The organism is Burkholderia sp. AU33423 (assembly GCF_002223135.1).
In the GTDB taxonomy this organism is placed as follows: Bacteria; Pseudomonadota; Gammaproteobacteria; order Burkholderiales; family Burkholderiaceae; genus Burkholderia; species Burkholderia lata_D.
In genome coordinates this window covers 604,927-623,479 of the sequence record NZ_NKFH01000007.1, presented here as the reverse complement: position 1 = coordinate 623,479, position 18,553 = coordinate 604,927, and the positions used below count along the sequence as shown (strand labels likewise).

Sequence of the window (18,553 nt, the reverse complement as noted above, 5' to 3'; positions counted from 1 at the left end):
CATATCGATATCGTGCGCGGCGCGAAGCGCGTGATGCTCGCGAACGGCCATCCGCACACCCCGTGTCGCGCGATGCATCGGCATGCATCGCATCGCGTTGATTCGATTGGCGTTTCGTTCACCTCACCGGTCGCTACCGATGCTCACGCGCGCACCACCGGCCATCGCGACGATCAGGCGCTTCGAAGTTTTTGCGCTGTCGATAGCAAGAATCATTATATGAATCACGCATGCTCGTGCTCCTACAATGCGCAAATCGCATCATCGGAACGCGTCATGGAGCTGCATCAACTCGAAGCCTTTTCCGCAGTCATGTCGGCCGGCAGCGTAACCGGCGCGGGCGAACTGCTCGGCCGCTCGCAGCCGGCCGTCACGCGGCAGATCCAGGAACTCGAAGCCGATCTCGGCTACGCGCTGTTCGACCGGCACGGCCCGCGCGTCACGCCGACGCGGCGCGCCTTCCTGCTTTACGAGGAAGTCGAACGCTCGCTGGTCGGCCTGCGTGCGATCGAGGCACGCGCACGGGCGCTCGGCGATGAAACCGCCGAATCCGTCCGCATCGCGGCGACACCTTCGCTCGCGGCCACGCTCGTACCGGCCGCGCTCGCCGCGCTGCCTGACCACGCGCACGCGCCGCACTACCAGTTGCGCAGCGAATCGGCCGAACATGTCGTCCACGAGGTGCTGGCCGGCACGGCCGATGTCGGCGTCGTCACGCTGCCGATGGCGCATGCTGGGCTCGACGTGCACTGGATCGCGCAGACGCCGTGCGTCGCCGTGCTGCCCGCCGGCGACCCGCTCGCGGCGCAGCCACGCATCGCGCTGCGCGATCTCGCGCAACGCCGCATCGTGACGGTCGCGAACCGGCACCGGCTGCGCCAGCGGATCGATGCGGCATTCGCGGCCGCGCGGGTCGACGCGCGCGTGTTCATCGAAACCAATGCATCGCTGAATGCGGTCATGGCCGCGCGCGCGGGCATCGGGATCGGCATCGTCGATCCGGCGACGGGTATCGCGCTGCCGGTGGACGGCGTCGTCGCGCGAGCGCTCGACGTCGACATCCCGTTCGCGTTCGGCGTCGCGACACCGGCCGGCAAGACGCGCACGGCGGCCGTCGATGCGCTGCTCGACGCGCTGCGCCGCACGACGCACGCGCTGCTCGACGACGTGATCTTTCATGAAGCGGCCGCGCACGACGCGCTGTTGCGTGGCGATCGGCTGCGCAGCGGCCGCACGCCGCCCGCGCCTCGCCCGACCCGCCCCCGCCGTTCGCGCAAGGAGGCCGCATGACGACCTCGCTCGACGCACTCGAAGCCCGGCTCGCGCAAGACCTGCGCTGGCTCGACCTGCCCGCGCCGTCGTGGGTGCCGCCGCGAGAGGCAGACGGCACACGCGTGCTCGACGTCGCGATCGTCGGCGGCGGCATGGCCGGGCTCGCGGCTTCCGCCGAACTGCGCCTGCTCGGCATCGACAACCAGTGCGTGATCGACCGCGCGCCGGCCGGCTACGAAGGCCCGTGGGTCACGTTCGCGCGGATGGACACGCTGCGCTCGCCGAAACAGCTCGCGGGCCCCGCGCTCGGGCTGCCTGCGCTGACGTTCCGCGCATGGTTCGAAGCGCAATACGGCCGCGACGCGTGGGACGCGCTCTACAAGATTCCGCGCACGCAATGGATGGACTACCTGCGCTGGTATCGGCGCGTGCTCGACCTGCAGGTGCGCAACGACACCACGCTCGTCGCGCTGCGTCCGCGCGACGACGGCCTGCTCGCACTCGATGTGCGCGGCAACGGCGAAGCGCAGACGCTGCTCGCGCGGCACGTGGTGCTCGCCACCGGCCGCGACGGGCTCGGCGGCCCGTACGTCCCCCCCGTCGCGCAACGCGCGCCGCGCACGCGCTGGGCCCATTCGTCCGAGCCGATCGACTTCGCGGCGCTCGCGGGCAAGCGCATCGGCGTGGTCGGCGCGGGCGCGTCCGCGTTCGACAATGCGGGCACCGCGCTCGAAGCCGGCGCCGCACGCGTCGACCTGTTCTTCCGCCGCACGGACATCCCGCGCATCAACAAGCTGACGGGTATCGGCAGCCCGGGCCTCGTGCACGGCTACGCCGATCTCGACGATGCGACGAAATGGCGCTTCATGCACTACGCGCTGACGTCGCAGACGCCGCCGCCACGCGACAGCGTGCTGCGCGTGTCGCGTCACGAACATGCGCATTTTCATGCGGGCAGCCCGATCGAGACGCTCGCCGAACACGCCGACGGACTCGACGTGACGACGCCGCGCGGTCGCTACACGGTCGACTTCCTGATCTTCGCGACCGGCTTTCATTCGGACTGGACGACACGCGCGGAATTCGCGTCGTTCGGCGCGCAGGTGCGACGCTGGAAGGATCGCTACCGACCGGAGCCGGGCACGTGGATCGACGAGCTCGCCGAGTCGCCCGATCTCGGCCCCGCGTTCGCGTTCCAGGAGCGCGAGCCCGGCGCGCGTGCGGCCATCACCCGAATTCACTGCTTCAACCATGCGGCGAGCCTGAGCCACGGCAAGCTGTCCGGCGATATCCCGGCCATCAGCGCGGGCGCCAAGCGGCTCGCGCGCGGGATTGCGAGCCGGCTGTTCGACGCGGACCGCGACCGCCACTACGACGCACTCGTCGCGTACGCGAATGCCGAACTGCAAGGCGACGAATGGCGCGACGCCAACGCATGAGCGCACGTCCATCGATCACATTGACGACGAAGGGAACCCGAAACGATGACTGAATCCATCACGCCGGCCGATGCGCCGGACACGATCGATGCGGTGGCTGGCCTGCGCGATGGCGACGCCGTCGCCGCGCTGCGTCGCGCACGCGACAAGGTGCTGCTCCATACGCGGCTGAGCGAAGCGGCGCTGTTCGATCCCGCGTTGCCCGATCTTTCGTTGATCGAACGACTGCACGCGGCGCGGTATGTCGCACACCAATCGAATGCGCGGGCATTGGCTGACATTTATCGCGCACGACTGATCGATGCAGGCGGCACGCTCGACGATATCGCACGCGCGGACGCCGATGCATTCGACACCTTGCCCCGCCGCATCGGCGCGATCCTGACGCATGCACGCCTGCTGACGCGCGCCCCCGTCGATGCACGCCCGTCCGATCTCGACGCGCTGAAGTCGGCCGGACTCACGACGCCCGCGATCGTCGCGCTGTCGCAGCTCGTGGCGTTCGTCGCGTATCAGTTGCGCGTCGCGGTGGCCGCGCAGGCGCTTCAGGCACGTGCTGCAACGGAGGCCGCATGACGACGACCGCTCACGGCTTCACATCCGACACGCTCGGCTGGCGGGCGTGGCTCGACACCGTTTCGCTCGATACCGCGACGCCCGACCAGCTGGCCGTGCTCGAAGCGAGCCACCCGCAAGCGAAGACGTCCGACTATTACCTGCTGCTCGTCCATCTTCCCGAGATCCTGCGGCAACGCTCGGGCGTATTCAACGCGATCATGTACGGCCCCGGCGGGGTGTCGCGCGCGGAACGCGAACTGGCGAGCACGGCCGTGTCGCGCGTGAACGGCTGCGTGTACTGCGCGTCCGTGCATGCGCAGCGCTTTACCCAGCTCGCGAAGCGCACCGACGCGATCGAGCAGGTGTTCGACGATCCGGCGACGGCCGGCACGACGGCACGCGAACGCGCGATCATCCGCTATGCGATCGCGCTGACGGAGCGGCCCGATACGGTCGACGCGAGCGATATCGCCGCGCTGGAAGCCGAAGGGTTGACGCGTGAGGAGATTCTCGACCTGTCGCACGCAGTCGCGATCTTCGCGTGGGCGAACCGGTTGATGCTGACGTTGGGCGAGCCGGTGTTTCCAGAATCGGCGACCAGCGCCTGACGCCCGCGCAATCCTGAGCGCTGACGCAGGCGCCGCCTGCCCGCGTCACGCCTTGTGCGTCGACAGCAAAATACTCGTCTCGGTATTCGCGATCCCGTCGATCAGCCGGATCGCGCCGAGCACGCGATCGAAGTGCTCGAGCGAATCGGCATGCAGCTCGGCGACGAGATCCCAGCGCCCGTTGGTGCTGTGGATCGACGCGACGTTCGGATGCCCGCGCAGCACCTTCACCACTTCCGCGCCGCGATTGCCCTGCACGGCGATCGACATCAGCGCGCGGATCCGGTGCCGTTCGGCCGCCGGCTTGAGCCGCACCGTATAGCCAACGATCACGCCGTTCTTCTCCAGCCGCGTCAGCCGGTTCTGCACGGTCGCGCGCGCGACGCGCAATTCCTTCGCCAGCGCGACGACGGGCAGTCGCGCGTTGTCGCGCAGCAGCGCGATGAGCTGCCGGTCGACATCGTCGAGCGTGATCATGAGCGGAGCTTCCTGTTGAACGTGAACCGGCCGCAGTGTGCCGGAGCCTTTGCATGCCGACCCGTGCAACTTGGTCAAAATGCCATATCTGGCCAGCAATTTGCCAAGTCTATCGATAAATCTGCCACTTTTGCCGTCTTTTTGTTGGCTCGACTCGCGGAAATAATGACTCTATCGACCGGCTGACCCGCCGCGCCGCTGCTTTTCCAGAAAGCCCGATGTGCGCCGAAGCCCCGCCCGGTCGATCAGAACGCCGGACACCCGTACCGGCCACGAATATGGAGACAGACCGATGACCCGCTTCCTCGACGTTCCCGCCACCGCCCGCCTGATCGCCCAAACCGGCGTCACGACGTTCCTGCGCGAACTCGTCGACACGCTGCGCGCCGATTACCTGCACTGGGCCGACTTCGACAAGTCGCCGCGTGTCGCGTGCCACTCGCGCGACGGCGTGATCGAACTGATGCCCGTCGCGAACGCGTCGCTGTTCGCGTTCAAGTACGTGAACGGCCACCCCGTCAACGCCGCGCGCGGGATGCACACGGTGATGGCGTTCGGCGCGCTCGCCGAAGTCGATACCGGCTACCCGCTGCTGCTCGCCGAACTCACGCTGACCACCGCGCTGCGCACGGCCGCGACGTCGGTGCTCGCCGCCCAGGTGCTCGCCCGCCCCGATTCACGCACGATGGCGCTGATCGGCAACGGCGCGCAAAGCGAATTCCAGGCGATCGCGTTCCACACGCTGCTCGGCATCAACGAAATCCGCGTGTTCGACGTCGATCCCCACGCGACCGACAAGCTCGTGCAGAACCTCGCCGCCTACCCCGCGTTGCGCGTCGTGCGCGCCACGTCGACCGCCGACGCCGTGCGCGGCGCCGACATCGTGACGACCGTCACCGCCGACAAGGCGTACGCGACGATCGTCACGGCCGACATGATCGAGCCCGGCATGCACCTGAACGCCGTGGGCGGCGATTGCCCGGGCAAGACCGAACTCGAAGCCGGTGTGCTGCATGCAGGCCGCGTGTTTGTCGAATTCGAGCCGCAGTCGCGCATCGAGGGCGAGATCCAGCAGATGCCGGCCGACTTCCCCGTCACCGAGCTGTGGCGCGTGCTGCAGGGCGAGACGACTGGCCGCGAACGCGCGGATGAAGTCACGGTGTTCGACTCGGTCGGCTTCGCGCTCGAGGATTACTCGGCGTTGCGCTACCTGTATGCGCTCGCGCAGCAGCACAACGCGGGCGTCGAGATCGCGCTGATTCCGCCGGCCGTCGACCCGAAGAACCTGTTCGCGCTGATCGACGACCCGGCCGCGATCGCGCAGGGCCACGCGGCGTACGTGACCGAAGCCGTCGCCGCGTTCGCGCGCTGACCGTCATCCCCGGGCGGCCCGTGCGCCGCCCGGCCCCTTGCCTTTCGCTCCTGCCTTCCATGAATCTCGTATCGATCCAGGCGCCGGCCGCCGTCGTGATGATCCGGCCGCACCGCTTCCTGCCGAACCCGCAGACCGCGGCCGACAACGCGTTCCAGCGCACGGCCGGCCGCGGGGCGAACGACACGTCGTCGGTATCGGCCGCCGCGCGCGACGAAGTCACCGCCGCCGCGCAGACGCTCGCCGATGCAGGCGTGCGCGTGCACGTGTTCGACGACCACGGCGAGCGCGACACGCCCGACTCCGTGTTCCCGAACAACTGGTTCTCGACGCATCCGGGCGGTCATATCGCGCTGTATCCGATGCACAGCCCGAACCGCCGCCGTGAGCGGCGCGCGGACGTGATCGAGATGCTGAAGGCCGAGTACCGCGTGCAGGACGTGATCGACTACTCGGGCCTCGAATACGACGACGTGTTCCTCGAAGGCACCGGCGCGATGGTGCTCGACCACGTCGCGCGGATCGCGTACACCGCGCGTTCGCGCCGTGCCGATCCGGTCGCGCTCGAACGCTTCTGCACGAACTTCAATTTCGAGCCGATCTGCTTCGATACGGCCGATGCCGACGGACGCCCGATCTATCACACGAACGTGATGATGAGCGTCGCGACCGAGTTCGCGATGGTCGGCCTCGAACTCATCGCCGACAGCCGCCGTCGTGAAGAAATCGCGCAGCGGCTCGCCGAAACGGGCCGCACGGTGATCGCGCTCGATGCATCGCAGATCGCGAATTTTGCGGGCAATACGCTGGAATTGTCGGGCAAGGAAGGGCGTGTGCTCGCGTTGTCGCGGCGCGCGTACGACTGCCTCACGCCGGTGCAGCGCGCGACGATCGAGCGTTCGGCACGGCTGCTGCCGCTCGACGTGCCGACGATCGAACTGGCCGGCGGCTCGGTGCGCTGCATGCTGGCGGGGATTCATCTTGCGCGGCGGGCGGCCATACAGAACGCACTGGACGTGCCTGCAATCGAATTGGCCAAACCGCAGCGTGCGCGGGAACCGCGGACCTGACATTGAGAGGCGAAAAGCCCGCAACGTTTGTTGTTTGATACGCCAGTGCGGAGCAGTCTCGGTACGGCTGCCACCGAGCGCAGCAAACGGCGCTGCCACCGGTACCGACACGCACGTCTGTGCGGCCGTCGCGGTCAGTTGGTCGAGCAGGTGGGCTTATCAGGCTCCGTCCTCGGCAGGCGTCATGTCGATCAGCCGGAGCAAGCTGGTACGCAATGCCATGGTCGGTCGGGACATGTTCGATGCGCGCTCACGTCAACGACGCGCGCAAATCGGTCAGTGTGATCATGACTGTCATAGGGTCAAGCGGCGACGGCTCGAATCCGACCTGCAGATAGAAGCGCTGCACGTCGGCCGACAGTGCATGTGCGAGCAGCCCGCGAATCCCGATGGTGTCGGCCGCCTGCATGACCCGTAGCCCGGCGTCACGCAGCAGCCCGCGGCCCAGTCCGCGGCCCTGCCAGGCCCGGTCTACCGCGAGCCTGGCCAACACAACGACCGGTACGGGATCCGGCATGTTGCGGCGAAACCGTCCGGGCGCGGCCGCGACATCCACCGCACCAGACGCTAGCGCGTAGTAGGCAACGACGCGCTGGTCATCACACACCACGAAGGTACGTGACGCACCGCTCACATGGTTACGCAGGGCTCTCCGCTTGAGCCAATCGTCCAGGCTCGGCTCACCCGAATCGAAGGCGTCCAGGGCGCCCGCCTGCGCATGTTCCAGCGTAATCGGGGTGGGCGCGCGCAGCGTCATGCGACGGGGCCGGCCGAGCCGTCCCACGGCGCGGGCGTCTGCATCGTGCGCCGCAACTGGGGATTCGGCGCCGGTGACGCCTCGAGCCGCGCGACGAACGCGGCATACGCGTCGGGACTGGCGCGCACCAGCGTCGCATCGAGCAGGGTTTCCTCAGCGGCCGCGCGAGCGGCGGACAGGATGAAGTCGGTGCGGTTCTGCCCGCGTGCGGCGGCCGCGCGATCGATCAGGTCGCGTTCGTCAGGCTGCACGCGCAAGTTCAGGGTGTCGCGCTTGGTCGGGGGGCTATGGGTAGCGGACATGGAGGAGCCTCCGGTCAACAAGAGTTCTTGGATACCCATATTGTACTGACATTGTCAGTACAACTCCACCAACTATCAAGGTTCAGAACGCGGTCTACGTGTTTGGACACGTTAAACACAATGCCGCTAATACCCTTTAGCGGCATTGAAAGCATCGAAAGAAAAACCCGGCCGGGGCATACAAGGCGGGAACAGAATCCGTCTGCGAGTATCGCGCCCTGTTCAGGCGCATAGTTGGCAAGCGGCTAGGCGGCCGGACCGGCCCAGCTAAGTTGCTTGCATCTTCACTACCCTGTCCGAACGATGCCTAAACGTGTGGCAGTACGCGCTCACCTCACCAGCAGCTTCAACCCCGCCGGCAGCGTTTCGCCGAACACGCGCACCGTGTCGGCTTCGTCGAATGCGATTGCCTCGCGCACCATGTCGATCCACGCCGCCGACGCATTCGCGGCCGACAGGCGCTTGATCACGGCCTCGCGTGTGTCGTCCGGCAGATCGCGCGAACGGTCTCCGGTCATCCGCGCGATCTGCGCCGCCGCGAACGCGGCAGGTTCAACCTGTTTCCAGTCGAGCGCAAACAGCGCGTCGAGCCAGCCGGTGGCGACTTCCGCCGGCACGACACTGTGCGCGCTGCCGTAGAACGGCCGGCGCGCACCGATGCGCCCGAGTGCCCACGCACAGAGCGCACGCTCGGCCGGTTTCTGCAATTGCGCGATCAACCGCTCGGCCAGCTCGACCTTGCGCTCGACGGGCAACCGTTCGAGCGACGCGGACAGCCGCGTCATGTCGGCCGGCCCGACCTTGCCTGGATCGAACGGCAGCTTGCGCCGCTTGTCGTCGGTCGGTTCGAGGAATGCGATCGCGTCGCGCACCTGCGTCTGCGCGTCGTCGTCGAGGCCACCGGCCACGCGCCGCCACAGCGTCCACCACTCGGACCACACCTGAGCGTCGGTCACGTATTGAATCCCGTCGTCGAACAGCGGCCACAGCTGCTCGATGCGCCACGCGTCGAGCGGATGGCCGAAGCCCGGGCGCAGGCAATAGCCGGCAAGGTTCAGCCACGCGCGCTCGTGATCGGCCGAGCGGCGCCGCCGCCGCGCCCGCGCGAGCAATGCATCGAACAGTTCGCGTGCGAGCGCGACGTCCCACGCTTCGCGCGCGCCGAGCACCTGTTCAAGTTGCGCGCGCAACCGACGCGTGTCCTTCGGCGTGACGCCCGCGACCTTGCTGCCGAACGAGCGCTCGATCAGCTCGATCGCCTGGTCGACACGCGGATGTCGGGTAGGCGAGGCATCGTCGCCGTGAACCGGCGCGTCGCCGCGCAGCTGGAATTCGAGCCGCCAGCGGCGCGACGCATCGTCGGTCGCGATGCAGTGCATTTCGAGCGTGCCGACCTCGGTCAGCGACGCGGTGAGCTTCACCGGTGTTTCGCGCGCATCGCCGCCCGCTTTCGCGTCGACGACTGTCGCGATCGGCGGCAGCCGCACGAAATCGCCGCCGTCGAGATCGACGAGATCGCCGGGCCGATACGCGGTGTCGGCCACCGTCGACACGAGGTGGAAACGCACCGGCTGCCCGAGTTGCAGCGCGAACGTGCGATCGTCGAGCCGGATCTCGTGGCCCTCCTCCGTGCCGCGCGGCAGCAGGCACACGCCGCGCGCGGCCGCGCCTTCGGCGCCATCGTCGAGCACGAGGAAATAGCTGCGCGCGGAGCCGCCGCCGATGCGCGGCGCATGCCCGGCGCGCGCGAGCCCGTAGGCCACCGCGCCGCGCGCGACCGCGACGTCCGGATGCGCGTTGTGCAGCACGTCGAGCGGCGCGCCACGCCACGCGCCGAGCGTCTGCGCGAGACGGCCGGCGAGCGCGCCCGCGCGGAACACGCCGCCGTTGAGCAGCAGCGTATCGGGCAGCGGGCCTTCCGCATGACGGTTCAGGAACGCGGCGACGTGCCGCGTGACGGCCGCGTCGCTTGCATACGGCAGCCCGAATTCGACGATCGCGGCGCGCGCACGGCGCGGCAGTTCGCCGGCCTCGACCTGCGGAAAGAAACCGTCGACGACGATCTGCTCGACTTCCTGCCGCGTCAGCTCGGCCGAGCGCGCGCCGCCGACGAGCTTGCTGCCCGCGCCGAGCAGCGTGACGTTGACGGATTCGGGTGCATCGTCGCCGAGCAGCCGCTCCTTCGCGGCACGGCAACGCTCGACAAGCTGCGACAGGCTCGCGGCGGACAGCCGCGTGCCGGGCTCGGTCAGCCGCGACTCGACCAGGCGCGCGAGCGCGAGGTCCATGTTGTCGCCGCCGAGCATCAGGTGGTTGCCGACACCTACGCGCGTGAACGTCGGCTCACCGTCGTCGCCCGGCGCGACATCCACCAGCGTGAGGTCGGTCGTGCCGCCGCCGACGTCGCAGATCAGCACGCGGCGCGCGGCGGCAAACGACTCGCGCAGCGTGTCGCGCTGCCCGTACAACCAGTCGTAGAACGCGGCCTGCGGCTCTTCCAGCAGCCGCAGCGCGGGCAGCTTCGCCCGCCGCGCGGCCTCGACCGTCAGTGCGCGCGCGCCGTCGTCGAACGACGCGGGCACCGTCAGGATCACGTCCTGCTTCGCGAGCGGCGCATCGGGAAAACGGGTGTCCCACGCGTCACGCACATGCGCGAGATAGCTCGCGCTCGCGTCGACCGGCGACACCTTGTCGACGCCGTCGGCCGCGCCCCACGGCAGGATCGCCGCGAGCCGGTCGACCGACGCGTGCGACAGCCAGCTCTTCGCGCTCGTGACGAGCCGGCCCGGCACCTGCGCGCCGAGCGTGCGCGCGTAGCGGCCGATCACGGCCGGCGTCGCACCGGCCGCGCTCGCTTTCGCGTGGGCCGCCCACGGCAGCCGCAGCGTGTCCGGCGGCAGCTCACCCGCCGCCGGGTGATAGCGCACCGACGGCAGCAGCGGCTGTGCCGCCACCGCGCCGGGGCCGACCAGCTGCTCGACGTCGAACACGCGGATCGCGTCGGAACCGGCCTCGACGTACGCGACGACCGTATTGCTCGTGCCGAGGTCGATCCCGACCGTATAGCGCTTCATCGCGCTCAGGCGGCGCCGCGCACGTCGAACTCGACCTTCCAGCGCTCGTCCGTGCCGCTCGGGATCGCCTCGAGTTCGAGCGTGCCGGCTTCAGTCACGCGCGCATGCAGCTTCACGGGCACGACCTCGCCGACCGTGCGCCCTTCGGCGGGCAGCGTCGCCTGGATTTCTTCCAGCTCCTGCAGCTCTTCCGGCGACCAGTAGTCGAGCAGCGTGCCGACCTGGTCCTGGCGGCGCACCGACGAACCGAAGAAGCGGAACTGCACCGGTTCGCCGACGACGAGGCCGAACTCCTGCGGCGGCAGTGCCGCGTCCGAGCCTTCCTCCATCCCGAACGGCGCGACGCACAGCGCCTGCACCGGCGGTTCGAGCCCCGGCACGGCCGGCATCGCCGATTCGATCGCGACGTAGTACGCACGCGCCGTGCCGCCGCGAATGCGCACGCCACGGCCGCGCTTCACGTAGCCGTAGTACGCCGCGCCGCGCGCAACCGCGAGATCGAGATCCGCGCCTTCGAGCAGGCGCGCGGGCGGCGCGCCTTCGGCGGCGAGCCAGCTGTTGAGCGTATCGAGCACGCGCTGCGTGAGCAGCGTCGACTTGAACACGCCGCCGTTGAACAGCACGGCGGTCGGATGCAGGAACGTCGCGCCCTGCGGCAGCGTGCGCTGCACGCCTTCGAGCGAGTCGAGCGCCGCGACCTGGCGGCCGAGGAACGCCGCCAGATGGCGCGTGATGCCGGCATCCTGCGCATACGGCAGGCCGAGCTGCGTCAGGCCGACACGGGCGCGGCTCACCGGACGCGCGGCCGCATCGACTTGCGGGAAGAAGCCTTCGAGAATCGTCTGCGTGAGTTCCGCGCGCGTCAGCTCCGTGCGGATCGACCCGCCGATCAGCTTCGAGCCGCGGCTCGGCACGACGAGCGGCACCGCGTCGGTCGTCGGGTCGGACAGCAGCGTTTCCTTCGCGGAACGGCATGCGTACGTGAGCGCGCGCAGTTGCCACGGATCGGCCTGCGTGCCCTGCTGCGCGAGCTTGCGCGCCACGATATGCGCGAGCGCGAGATCCATGTTGTCGCCGCCGAGCAGGATGTGCTCGCCGACGGCCACGCGATGCAGTTCGAGATTGCCGTCACGCTCGACCACCGCGATCAGCGACAGGTCGGTCGTGCCACCGCCGACGTCGACGCACAGGATCAGGTCGCCGACCTGCACCTGCTTGCGCCAGCCGCCCTGGCTCTTCTGGATCCAGCTGTACAGCGCGGCCTGCGGCTCTTCGAGCAGCGTCATCCGCGAGTAGCCGGCAGCGCGGGCGGCCTCGGCCGTCAGTTCGCGCGCGGCCGGGTCGAACGACGCGGGGATCGTGACCGTCACGTCCTGGTCGGCGAACGGCGCGTCGGGATGCGCGTGGTCCCACGCTTCGCGCAGGTGCGTCAGGTAGCGGATCGAGCTTTCCAGCGGCGACACGCGCGACACTTCCGGCGGCGCATCGCTCGGCAGGATCGCCGCACGGCGGTCGACGCCCGGGTAGCACAGCCAGCTCTTCGCGCTCGACACGAGGCGGATCGGCGTGCCGGCGCCGCGCGTGCGCGCCATTTCGCCGACCGCGAAGCCGCGCGAGGCCGTCCACGGCAGCGTCAGGTCGCCCTGCGTGAGTTCGCTTTCATGCGGCAGGTAAAGGAACGACGGCAGCAGGTCGCGCGACTCCAGCGCGCCGGGCGCGGTGAGCTGCGCGATCGGCAGCACCTGCTGCGTGATGGTTTCGCCGTCGCTCGCGGCGCTGTCGACGTACGACAGCGCGCAGTGGGTGGTACCAAGGTCGATACCGATCGAATAGCGCGGATCGCTCACAGTTCCACCTCCGCCGGTGCGACGACCGAGGCGTCGTGGCTGCCCGTCAGCTTCGGCAGGCGCACGTCGGCGACACGCCAGCCGCGATGGCTGACCGTGCCCGTGAACGGCGCGGCGCCGACCACGTTGCCGGTCACGCGCACGGCCGTCGCGTCGAAGCCGGCCGGCAGCGTCACGCGGCTGCCTTCGGCTTCGTCGCGCACCGGCACGATCGTGAAGTGTTCGCGCAGCGCGGCACGGCAGCCGTCGTGCACGAGGCGTGCGGCCGCGCCGATGTCGGCGTCCGCGTAGCCGGCGATGTCTTCCTCGACGAAGTCGATGAAGCGCGCATCGCGCTGCAGCAGGCCGAGCAGTTGCAGCGCAGCCTGCGGGCTCGCTTCGCGCAGCTCGGGCGCCGGCGCCTTCACGGGTGCGGCGGCAGGCGCCGGGGCCGGGGCAGCGGCGGGTGCCGGCGCGACCGGTGCCGGGGCGCCATCGCGCACGCGCAGCACGCCGGCCGCGAACTCGCGGTTGCCGAGCACGGAGAAGAACGTGCCGACGGCCAGCGACAGCCGGCCGAAGAAGGACAGGTTGGATTCGGGCATGAGGTCTGGACTCCTGTGGGCTCGCGACATGGCGAGCGTTTCTTGCCTGGGCGCCCGGCGGCGGCGTGCGGATTGCGCACTGCCGCCGCCCGGCGCGTGATTCGGTCGCGCCCTCTCGGGTGCGGAAAACCCGTATTTTGCCCTGTGGCGGGCGAACGGGGCAGAAGTTGGGGGACAGAACATCGCGGTGCAGCGTTTTCGGCCGCGCACGACGGCACGTCGGGTGCGATCGGCCGCGATGCTGCGGCGCGTCAGCGCGGCTTGCGCCGCTTCGCGTGCTTCGCCTCGAAATCGCGCGACAGCATGCCGAGCGTGACTTCGCCGAAGCGGGCGAGCAGCGTCGTCTCGGCCTCCTTCAACGTGGCCGACAGGTGCGCATTGACGGCCTGCTCGACCAGGCATTCGGCCTCGTCGTCGGTCACGAGATCGGAGAACAGCGGCGGCTCGCCCACCGCACGATAGACGTCGAGCAGCGTGATGTCGTCGAGCGCGACGCTCAGCACCCAGCCGCCGCCATGCCCCTTCTCCGACTGCACGTAGCCGCGGTCGCGCAAGCCGCCGAGCAGGCGCCGCACGACGACCGGGTTCGTGCACAGCATCGTCGCGATCGCTTCGGACGTCATCGGGCCGTCGACCTGATCCATGTGGATCAGCGCATGCAGCATGCGCGACAAGCGGCTATCGGTTCTCACGAGCGGTGCTCCCCTCTCTCGAAACTTTTGAAGTTGCGTGAATGATACCATCGCCCTATCATGCAACTTCTCGTGTTTCGTGAGTTGCATTGAGTTGAGTTGGCCACCCTCGGAGCACGTCCGTCATTCACGCAGGTTCAGGAAAGGAGTGGGTGCATGCATGACCATCATGAAGTGATCGTGATCGGCGGCAGCTTTGCGGGGCTGTCGGCCGCGATGCAGCTTGCGCGGGCGCGCCGCCGCGTGCTCGTGATCGACGCCGGCCGGCCGCGCAACCGCTTTGCCGCGCACGCGCACGGCTTTTTCGGGCAGGACGGCAAGCCGCCCGCGCAGATCGTCGACGAAGCCGCCACGCAGCTCGCCGCGTACCCCACCGTGCAGCGGATCGCAGGCGACGTGCGCACGGCCGAGCGCGATGCGGAAGGCCGCTTCCACGTGACGCTGGCCGACGGCAGCCGCGCGAGCGCCGACCGGCTGATCCTCGCGACCGGCATCCGTGACGCGTTGCCCGCGCTGCCGGGGCTTGCGGAACGCTGGGGCGTCAGCGTGCTGCATTGTCCGTACTGCCATGGGTACGAGGTGAGCGACCAGCGGCTCGGCGTGCTCGCCACGCATCCGCTGTCGGTGCATCAGGCGATCCTGATTCCGGACTGGGGCCCGACGACGTGGTTCACGCAGGGCGTGGTCGAAGCGAATGAAGAGGAAGCCGCGTTGCTCGATGCGCGCGGCGTGCGCATTGAGCGGTCGCCGGTCGTGGAAATCCTCGGCGATGCGCCGCGGATCGATGCGTTGCGGCTCGCCGACGGGCAAGTCGTGCCGATCGATGCGCTGTTCGTCGGCGCGCACACGGCGATGGCGAGCGATCTCGCGCAGCAGCTCGGCTGTGCATTCGACGACGGGCCGCTCGGCCCGGTCGTGCGTGTCGATGCCTTGAAGCAGACGAGCGTCGACGGCGTATTCGCAGCCGGCGACGCGTCGACGCCGATGAGCAACGCGACGTTCGCGTCGGCGTCGGGTGTGATGGCCGGGGTCGCCGCGCACCGGTCGCTGATTTTCGGGCTCGGCCGGTAACGGTGCGTGGCATCGCGGGCCGTGTCATTCGAAGCGCCCAAACAATCCGATTCGATGCGCGACCGACGCGATCCACAGCCGCATCGATGGATTCGCGTCGCGATGTGCGGTTTAATGCTCGACACATCCGGCATTAAGAGACATGAAATGCTCGACCTCGACGACCTTCGACTCGTACGCGCGATCGGCACGTCGCGCTCGCTGGCTTCTGCCGCGCGATTGCTCGATCTCACGCCGCCCGCGGTCACGATCCGCCTGCAGCGGATGGAAGCGCGATTGAACGCACGGCTCGCCGTGCGGCAACCGAAAGGGATCGCGCTGACCGACGAAGGGCAACGGCTGTACCAGGAAGCCGTCGACATCCTCGAGCGTGTGGAGGCGCTGCCGGTCAGCATCTCAGGCGACCACGGCGATGTGCGCGGCACGCTGCGCGTCGTCGCCCCGCTCGGCTTCGGCCGAAAGTACGTCGCGCGGATCGTGCGCGACGTGCAGCGCGCGCATCCGAAGCTCGACATCGCGCTCCACCTGTCGGAGAGCCCGTTGACCAGCGCATCGGGCGCCGACGCGGTCGTTCATGTCGGCAGCCTCAAGTCGTCGTCGTGGATCGGGTATCCGCTCGCGCCCAATGAACGCTTCCTGTGCGCGAGCCCCGCCTATGCACGCCGCATCAAGGAACTCAACCATCCCTCCGACCTGGCCCGCTACGACTGCCTGTGCCTGCGCGAGAACGACGAGGACATCCCGCGCTGGCGCTTCTGGCAAGGCGGCGACGTCAAGGGCGAACCGCGCCGGTCCGCCGTGATCCGCGTCAGCGGCGCGCTGTCGTCGAACGACGGCACCGTCATCACGGAATGGGCGCTGGCCGGGCTTGGGATCGTCGAGCGCTCCGAGTGGGACGTCGCGCCGCTGCTGGCGAACGGCAAGCTCGTCCGGTTGCTGCCCGACTGGCACCTGCCGCCCGCCCCTGTGACAGCGCTGCTGCCGTCGCGCACCGGCCGCTCCGCGCGCCAACGGGTGTTTCTCGAAGCCGCGACGCGGTTCCTGAGCCCGCCGCCGTGGCGCGGCAAGGCGTGAGCCGAGGCACGACCCGCACGATCCAGTCGATTAAGCAGCGTTTAATGCTGGATTAGCCATGCGTTAAACACGGGGCCCGGCGACACCCCTACAGTGTTCGCATCGGCAACCCTCCGAGGCAACGCATCGTGGACCTTCAAACCCTCAACACCCCGGCCGCCCTGATCGACGTCGGCCGCATGCAACACAACATCGGCCGCATGCAGGCGCATCTGGATGCGCTCGGCGTCAGGTTCCGGCCACACGTCAAGACCACCAAATGCACGCACGTCGTCGATGCCCAGATCGCGGCCGGCGCGCAAGGCATCACCGTGTCGACGCTCAAGGAAGCCGAACAGTTTTTCGCGCACGGTATCCGGGACATCGTCTACGCCGTCGGCATCGTGCCCGCGAAACTCGGCCAGGCGCTCGCGCTGCGCCGGCAGGGCTGCGACCTGAAGCTGGTCGCCGACAGCCTGCCGGCCGCGCACGCGATCGCCGAATTCGGGCGCGCGCACGGCGAGCGCTTCGACGTGTGGATCGAGGTCGACGTCGACGGCCACCGCTCGGGGATTCCGCCCGACGCCGACCTGCTGATCGACGTGGGCCGCGCGCTCGTCGACGGCGGGATGATGCTCGGCGGGGTGCTCGCGCACGCAGGCTCCAGCTACGAGTACAGCACGCCCGACGCGCTGGCGGCGATCGCCGAGCAGGAGCGCAGCCGCACCGTGCGGGCGGCGGACCGCCTCCGGGCCGCCGGGCTGCCCTGCCCGGTCGTGAGCATCGGGTCGACACCCACCGCGCTCGCAGCGGAACACCTCGAAGGCGTCACCGAAGTGCGCGCCGGCGTGTATGTGATGTTCGATCTCGTGATGCACAACATCGGCGTGTGCGATCTGTCCGACATCGCGCTGTCGGTGCTGACCACCGTCATCGGGCACCAGGAAGAAAAAGGCTGGGCGATCGTCGACGCAGGCTGGATGGCGATGAGCCGCGACCGCGGCACGCAGCGCCAGGCGCACGACTTCGGGTACGGGCAGGTCTGCACCGAACACGGCGACGTGCTCGGCGACTATGTCATGAGCGCCGCCAACCAGGAGCACGGGATCGTGTCGTGCTCGGGCTCGCCCGACGCCGGCATCGCGCAACGGTTTCCGATCGGCACCCGCCTGCGCATCCTGCCGAATCACGCGTGCGCCACCGGTGCGCAACATCCCGAATATCAGGCGATCGGCGAAGACGGCGGCGCGCAGACGTGGCCGCGCTTCTACGGGTGGTGAACCTGACCGCGCATCCGCGTCGCCTCTTCGACGAATTGACTATTTGTCCAGATTTGGACAAAATTTAAACAACCCCGATTAACCTGGCGCCGAAAGCGCTTGCCAGAACATGCCGACCGACGACCGACTCCTGCTTCTCGACCGCGATACCGTCGCGCCCGCCCTCCAGGCCGCGCAAGTGACGGCGGCCGTTCGCGAAGCCTTCGTGCTGCATAGTCAAAGGGCCGGACGCGTGTTCCCGGTGGTGCGCGAGAAGTTGCACACCGGCGGCGTGTTCGGCATCAAGTCGGGCGATGTCGCGAATCAGGATCTGCTCGGTTTCAAGGCGGCCGGATTCTGGCCCGGCAACCGCGGGCTCGGCGGCGAACCGCATCAGGCCACCGTCGCGCTGTTCGACCCGGCCACGGGCCGACCGCTGTGCATCATGGACGGCAATGCGATCACCACCGCGCGAACCGGCGCCGCCGGCGGCCTCGGGCTGCAACTGCTCGCGCGTCGCGACAGCGCGCGAATCTGCGTGTTCGGCACGGGCGTGCAGGCGCGCGTCCAGCTCGATTACGCACTCGGGCTGCTGCCGCAACGGTGCACCGTGCAGTACGTGAACGTCAGCGGCGAGCCCGACCCGGTGTTCGAATCGGCCTTCCGGGAACGATGCACGATCGGCGTGGCGCGTGACCGGAACGACGCGGTGGCCGATAGCGACGTGGTCATCACGGCAACGCCTGGCGGCGGCCCGCTGTTCGATGCGGACGCGGTCCAGCCGGGCACCCACCTGACCTGCGTCGGCGCCGACACCGCCGGCAAGCGCGAGCTGCCGGCAGGCGTGCTGGAACGCGCGCGGATTTTCGTGGACGATCACGATCAGGCGCGCAGCATCGGCGAGTGCCAGTGGGCACCGGATTTGCCACGCACGGAAATCGGTGACATCCTCGCCGGAACCGCGACGGTCGACCGCGCGCCGCACGAGATCACCGTCTTCGACATGACCGGGCTCGCGCTTCAGGACCTGACCGTCGCACGCTTCCTGTATCGGCAGGCCCTCGAAAACGGCACCGGAATCTCCATTCCGTGGCCCTGGTAAACGAAACTCCCCGTCA

17 protein-coding genes are annotated in these 18,553 nt (G+C 68.9%); 10 read left to right on the top strand and 7 right to left on the bottom strand.

Annotation, left to right across the window (positions count from 1 at the left end; genetic code table 11):
• The first annotated feature begins 276 nt into the window (after positions 1–276).
• From CFB50_RS21335 to CFB50_RS21320, 4 genes are read left to right on the top strand one after another with little or no spacing between them, the layout of a single operon-like run.
• Positions 277–1,290, top strand: coding sequence for a LysR family transcriptional regulator (locus CFB50_RS21335; RefSeq protein ID WP_089447147.1), 1,014 nt, complete (start codon positions 277–279; stop codon positions 1,288–1,290).
• Positions 1,287–2,711 carry an NAD(P)-binding domain-containing protein gene (locus CFB50_RS21330; protein WP_089447146.1) on the top strand — a complete coding sequence of 475 codons (1,425 nt, stop codon included), beginning with the start codon at positions 1,287–1,289 and terminating at the stop codon, positions 2,709–2,711. Before CFB50_RS21335 ends, CFB50_RS21330 begins: the two co-directional genes overlap by 4 nt.
• A gap of 45 nt (positions 2,712–2,756) precedes the next feature.
• The gene (locus CFB50_RS21325; RefSeq protein ID WP_089447145.1) at positions 2,757–3,287 is read left to right on the top strand and encodes a CMD domain-containing protein; all 531 of its coding nucleotides are present in this window, start codon (positions 2,757–2,759) and stop codon (positions 3,285–3,287) included.
• Positions 3,284–3,877 (top strand): peroxidase-related enzyme, encoded by a 594-nt coding sequence (locus tag CFB50_RS21320; protein ID WP_089447144.1) that lies wholly within the window; start codon positions 3,284–3,286, stop codon positions 3,875–3,877. Before CFB50_RS21325 ends, CFB50_RS21320 begins: the two co-directional genes overlap by 4 nt.
• Before the next feature lie 45 nt (positions 3,878–3,922).
• Here the strand turns inward: CFB50_RS21320 and CFB50_RS21315 are convergent, their stop codons facing one another.
• Positions 3,923–4,354, bottom strand: coding sequence for an Lrp/AsnC family transcriptional regulator (locus CFB50_RS21315; protein ID WP_006479718.1), 432 nt, complete (start codon positions 4,352–4,354; stop codon positions 3,923–3,925).
• 292 nt (positions 4,355–4,646) lie between these two features.
• On the opposite strand from CFB50_RS21315, the gene CFB50_RS21310 reads away from it, so the two are divergent.
• Both CFB50_RS21310 and ctlX read left to right on the top strand, forming a co-directional pair.
• Positions 4,647–5,726, top strand: a complete 1,080-nt coding sequence (locus CFB50_RS21310; protein WP_089447143.1) for an ornithine cyclodeaminase — start codon at positions 4,647–4,649, stop codon at positions 5,724–5,726.
• 59 nt (positions 5,727–5,785) lie between these two features.
• The gene (ctlX, locus tag CFB50_RS21305; protein ID WP_089447142.1) at positions 5,786–6,796 is read left to right on the top strand and encodes a citrulline utilization hydrolase CtlX; all 1,011 of its coding nucleotides are present in this window, start codon (positions 5,786–5,788) and stop codon (positions 6,794–6,796) included.
• A gap of 250 nt (positions 6,797–7,046) precedes the next feature.
• Here ctlX and CFB50_RS21300 read toward each other — a convergent pair whose 3' ends face one another.
• The 6 genes from CFB50_RS21300 to CFB50_RS21275 all read right to left on the bottom strand — a co-directional run bounded on the left by CFB50_RS21300 (position 7,047) and on the right by CFB50_RS21275 (position 14,052).
• A complete protein-coding gene (locus tag CFB50_RS21300; protein ID WP_089447141.1) occupies positions 7,047–7,553 on the bottom strand; it encodes a GNAT family N-acetyltransferase in 507 nt (168 codons plus the stop codon).
• On the bottom strand, positions 7,550–7,855 hold the full coding sequence (locus CFB50_RS21295; protein WP_089447140.1) for a type II toxin-antitoxin system TacA family antitoxin: 306 nt from the start codon (positions 7,853–7,855) through the stop codon (positions 7,550–7,552). The genes CFB50_RS21300 and CFB50_RS21295 overlap by 4 nt, the downstream gene beginning before the upstream one ends.
• A gap of 329 nt (positions 7,856–8,184) precedes the next feature.
• Entirely contained in the window at positions 8,185–10,929 is a 2,745-nt protein-coding gene (locus CFB50_RS21290) for an Hsp70 family protein (protein WP_089447139.1), read from the bottom strand.
• Between the two features lie 5 nt (positions 10,930–10,934).
• Positions 10,935–12,776, bottom strand: a complete 1,842-nt coding sequence (locus CFB50_RS21285) for an Hsp70 family protein (protein WP_089447138.1) — start codon at positions 12,774–12,776, stop codon at positions 10,935–10,937.
• Positions 12,773–13,360: a DUF2760 domain-containing protein gene (locus tag CFB50_RS21280; protein ID WP_069250834.1), complete on the bottom strand. Its 588-nt coding sequence runs from the start codon at positions 13,358–13,360 to the stop codon at positions 12,773–12,775. The genes CFB50_RS21285 and CFB50_RS21280 overlap by 4 nt, the downstream gene beginning before the upstream one ends.
• A 251-nt stretch (positions 13,361–13,611) precedes the next feature.
• The gene (locus tag CFB50_RS21275; protein ID WP_041493382.1) at positions 13,612–14,052 is read right to left on the bottom strand and encodes an Rrf2 family transcriptional regulator; all 441 of its coding nucleotides are present in this window, start codon (positions 14,050–14,052) and stop codon (positions 13,612–13,614) included.
• Between the two features lie 156 nt (positions 14,053–14,208).
• On the opposite strand from CFB50_RS21275, the gene CFB50_RS21270 reads away from it, so the two are divergent.
• The 4 genes from CFB50_RS21270 (at position 14,209) to CFB50_RS21255 (ending at position 18,537) form a co-directional block, all read left to right on the top strand.
• Positions 14,209–15,123 carry an NAD(P)/FAD-dependent oxidoreductase gene (locus CFB50_RS21270; protein ID WP_089447137.1) on the top strand — a complete coding sequence of 305 codons (915 nt, stop codon included), beginning with the start codon at positions 14,209–14,211 and terminating at the stop codon, positions 15,121–15,123.
• 114 nt (positions 15,124–15,237) lie between these two features.
• Positions 15,238–16,197, top strand: coding sequence for a LysR family transcriptional regulator (locus tag CFB50_RS21265; RefSeq protein ID WP_089447136.1), 960 nt, complete (start codon positions 15,238–15,240; stop codon positions 16,195–16,197).
• 128 nt (positions 16,198–16,325) lie between these two features.
• Positions 16,326–17,456, top strand: a complete 1,131-nt coding sequence (locus CFB50_RS21260; RefSeq protein WP_089447135.1) for a DSD1 family PLP-dependent enzyme — start codon at positions 16,326–16,328, stop codon at positions 17,454–17,456.
• A gap of 109 nt (positions 17,457–17,565) precedes the next feature.
• A complete protein-coding gene (locus tag CFB50_RS21255; RefSeq protein WP_069250830.1) occupies positions 17,566–18,537 on the top strand; it encodes an ornithine cyclodeaminase family protein in 972 nt (323 codons plus the stop codon).
• Positions 18,538–18,553 lie beyond the last annotated feature (16 nt).

Bases quoted from the DNA above. Each gene is read 5' to 3' on its own strand.
- CFB50_RS21295 (WP_089447140.1), bottom strand. From the start codon at position 7,855: ATGTCCGCTACCCATAGCCCCCCGACCAAGCGCGACACCCTGAACTTG.
- CFB50_RS21255 (WP_069250830.1), top strand. From the start codon at position 17,566: ATGCCGACCGACGACCGACTCCTGCTTCTCGACCGCGATACCGTCGCG.
- CFB50_RS21310 (WP_089447143.1), top strand. From the start codon at position 4,647: ATGACCCGCTTCCTCGACGTTCCCGCCACCGCCCGCCTGATCGCCCAA.
- ctlX (WP_089447142.1), top strand. From the start codon at position 5,786: ATGAATCTCGTATCGATCCAGGCGCCGGCCGCCGTCGTGATGATCCGG.
- CFB50_RS21325 (WP_089447145.1), top strand. From the start codon at position 2,757: ATGACTGAATCCATCACGCCGGCCGATGCGCCGGACACGATCGATGCG.
- CFB50_RS21280 (WP_069250834.1), bottom strand. From the start codon at position 13,360: ATGCCCGAATCCAACCTGTCCTTCTTCGGCCGGCTGTCGCTGGCCGTC.
- CFB50_RS21290 (WP_089447139.1), bottom strand. From the start codon at position 10,929: ATGAAGCGCTATACGGTCGGGATCGACCTCGGCACGAGCAATACGGTC.
- CFB50_RS21265 (WP_089447136.1), top strand. From the start codon at position 15,238: ATGCTCGACACATCCGGCATTAAGAGACATGAAATGCTCGACCTCGAC.
- CFB50_RS21300 (WP_089447141.1), bottom strand. From the start codon at position 7,553: ATGACGCTGCGCGCGCCCACCCCGATTACGCTGGAACATGCGCAGGCG.
- CFB50_RS21320 (WP_089447144.1), top strand. From the start codon at position 3,284: ATGACGACGACCGCTCACGGCTTCACATCCGACACGCTCGGCTGGCGG.
- CFB50_RS21330 (WP_089447146.1), top strand. From the start codon at position 1,287: ATGACGACCTCGCTCGACGCACTCGAAGCCCGGCTCGCGCAAGACCTG.
- CFB50_RS21270 (WP_089447137.1), top strand. From the start codon at position 14,209: ATGCATGACCATCATGAAGTGATCGTGATCGGCGGCAGCTTTGCGGGG.
- CFB50_RS21315 (WP_006479718.1), bottom strand. From the start codon at position 4,354: ATGATCACGCTCGACGATGTCGACCGGCAGCTCATCGCGCTGCTGCGC.
- CFB50_RS21335 (WP_089447147.1), top strand. From the start codon at position 277: ATGGAGCTGCATCAACTCGAAGCCTTTTCCGCAGTCATGTCGGCCGGC.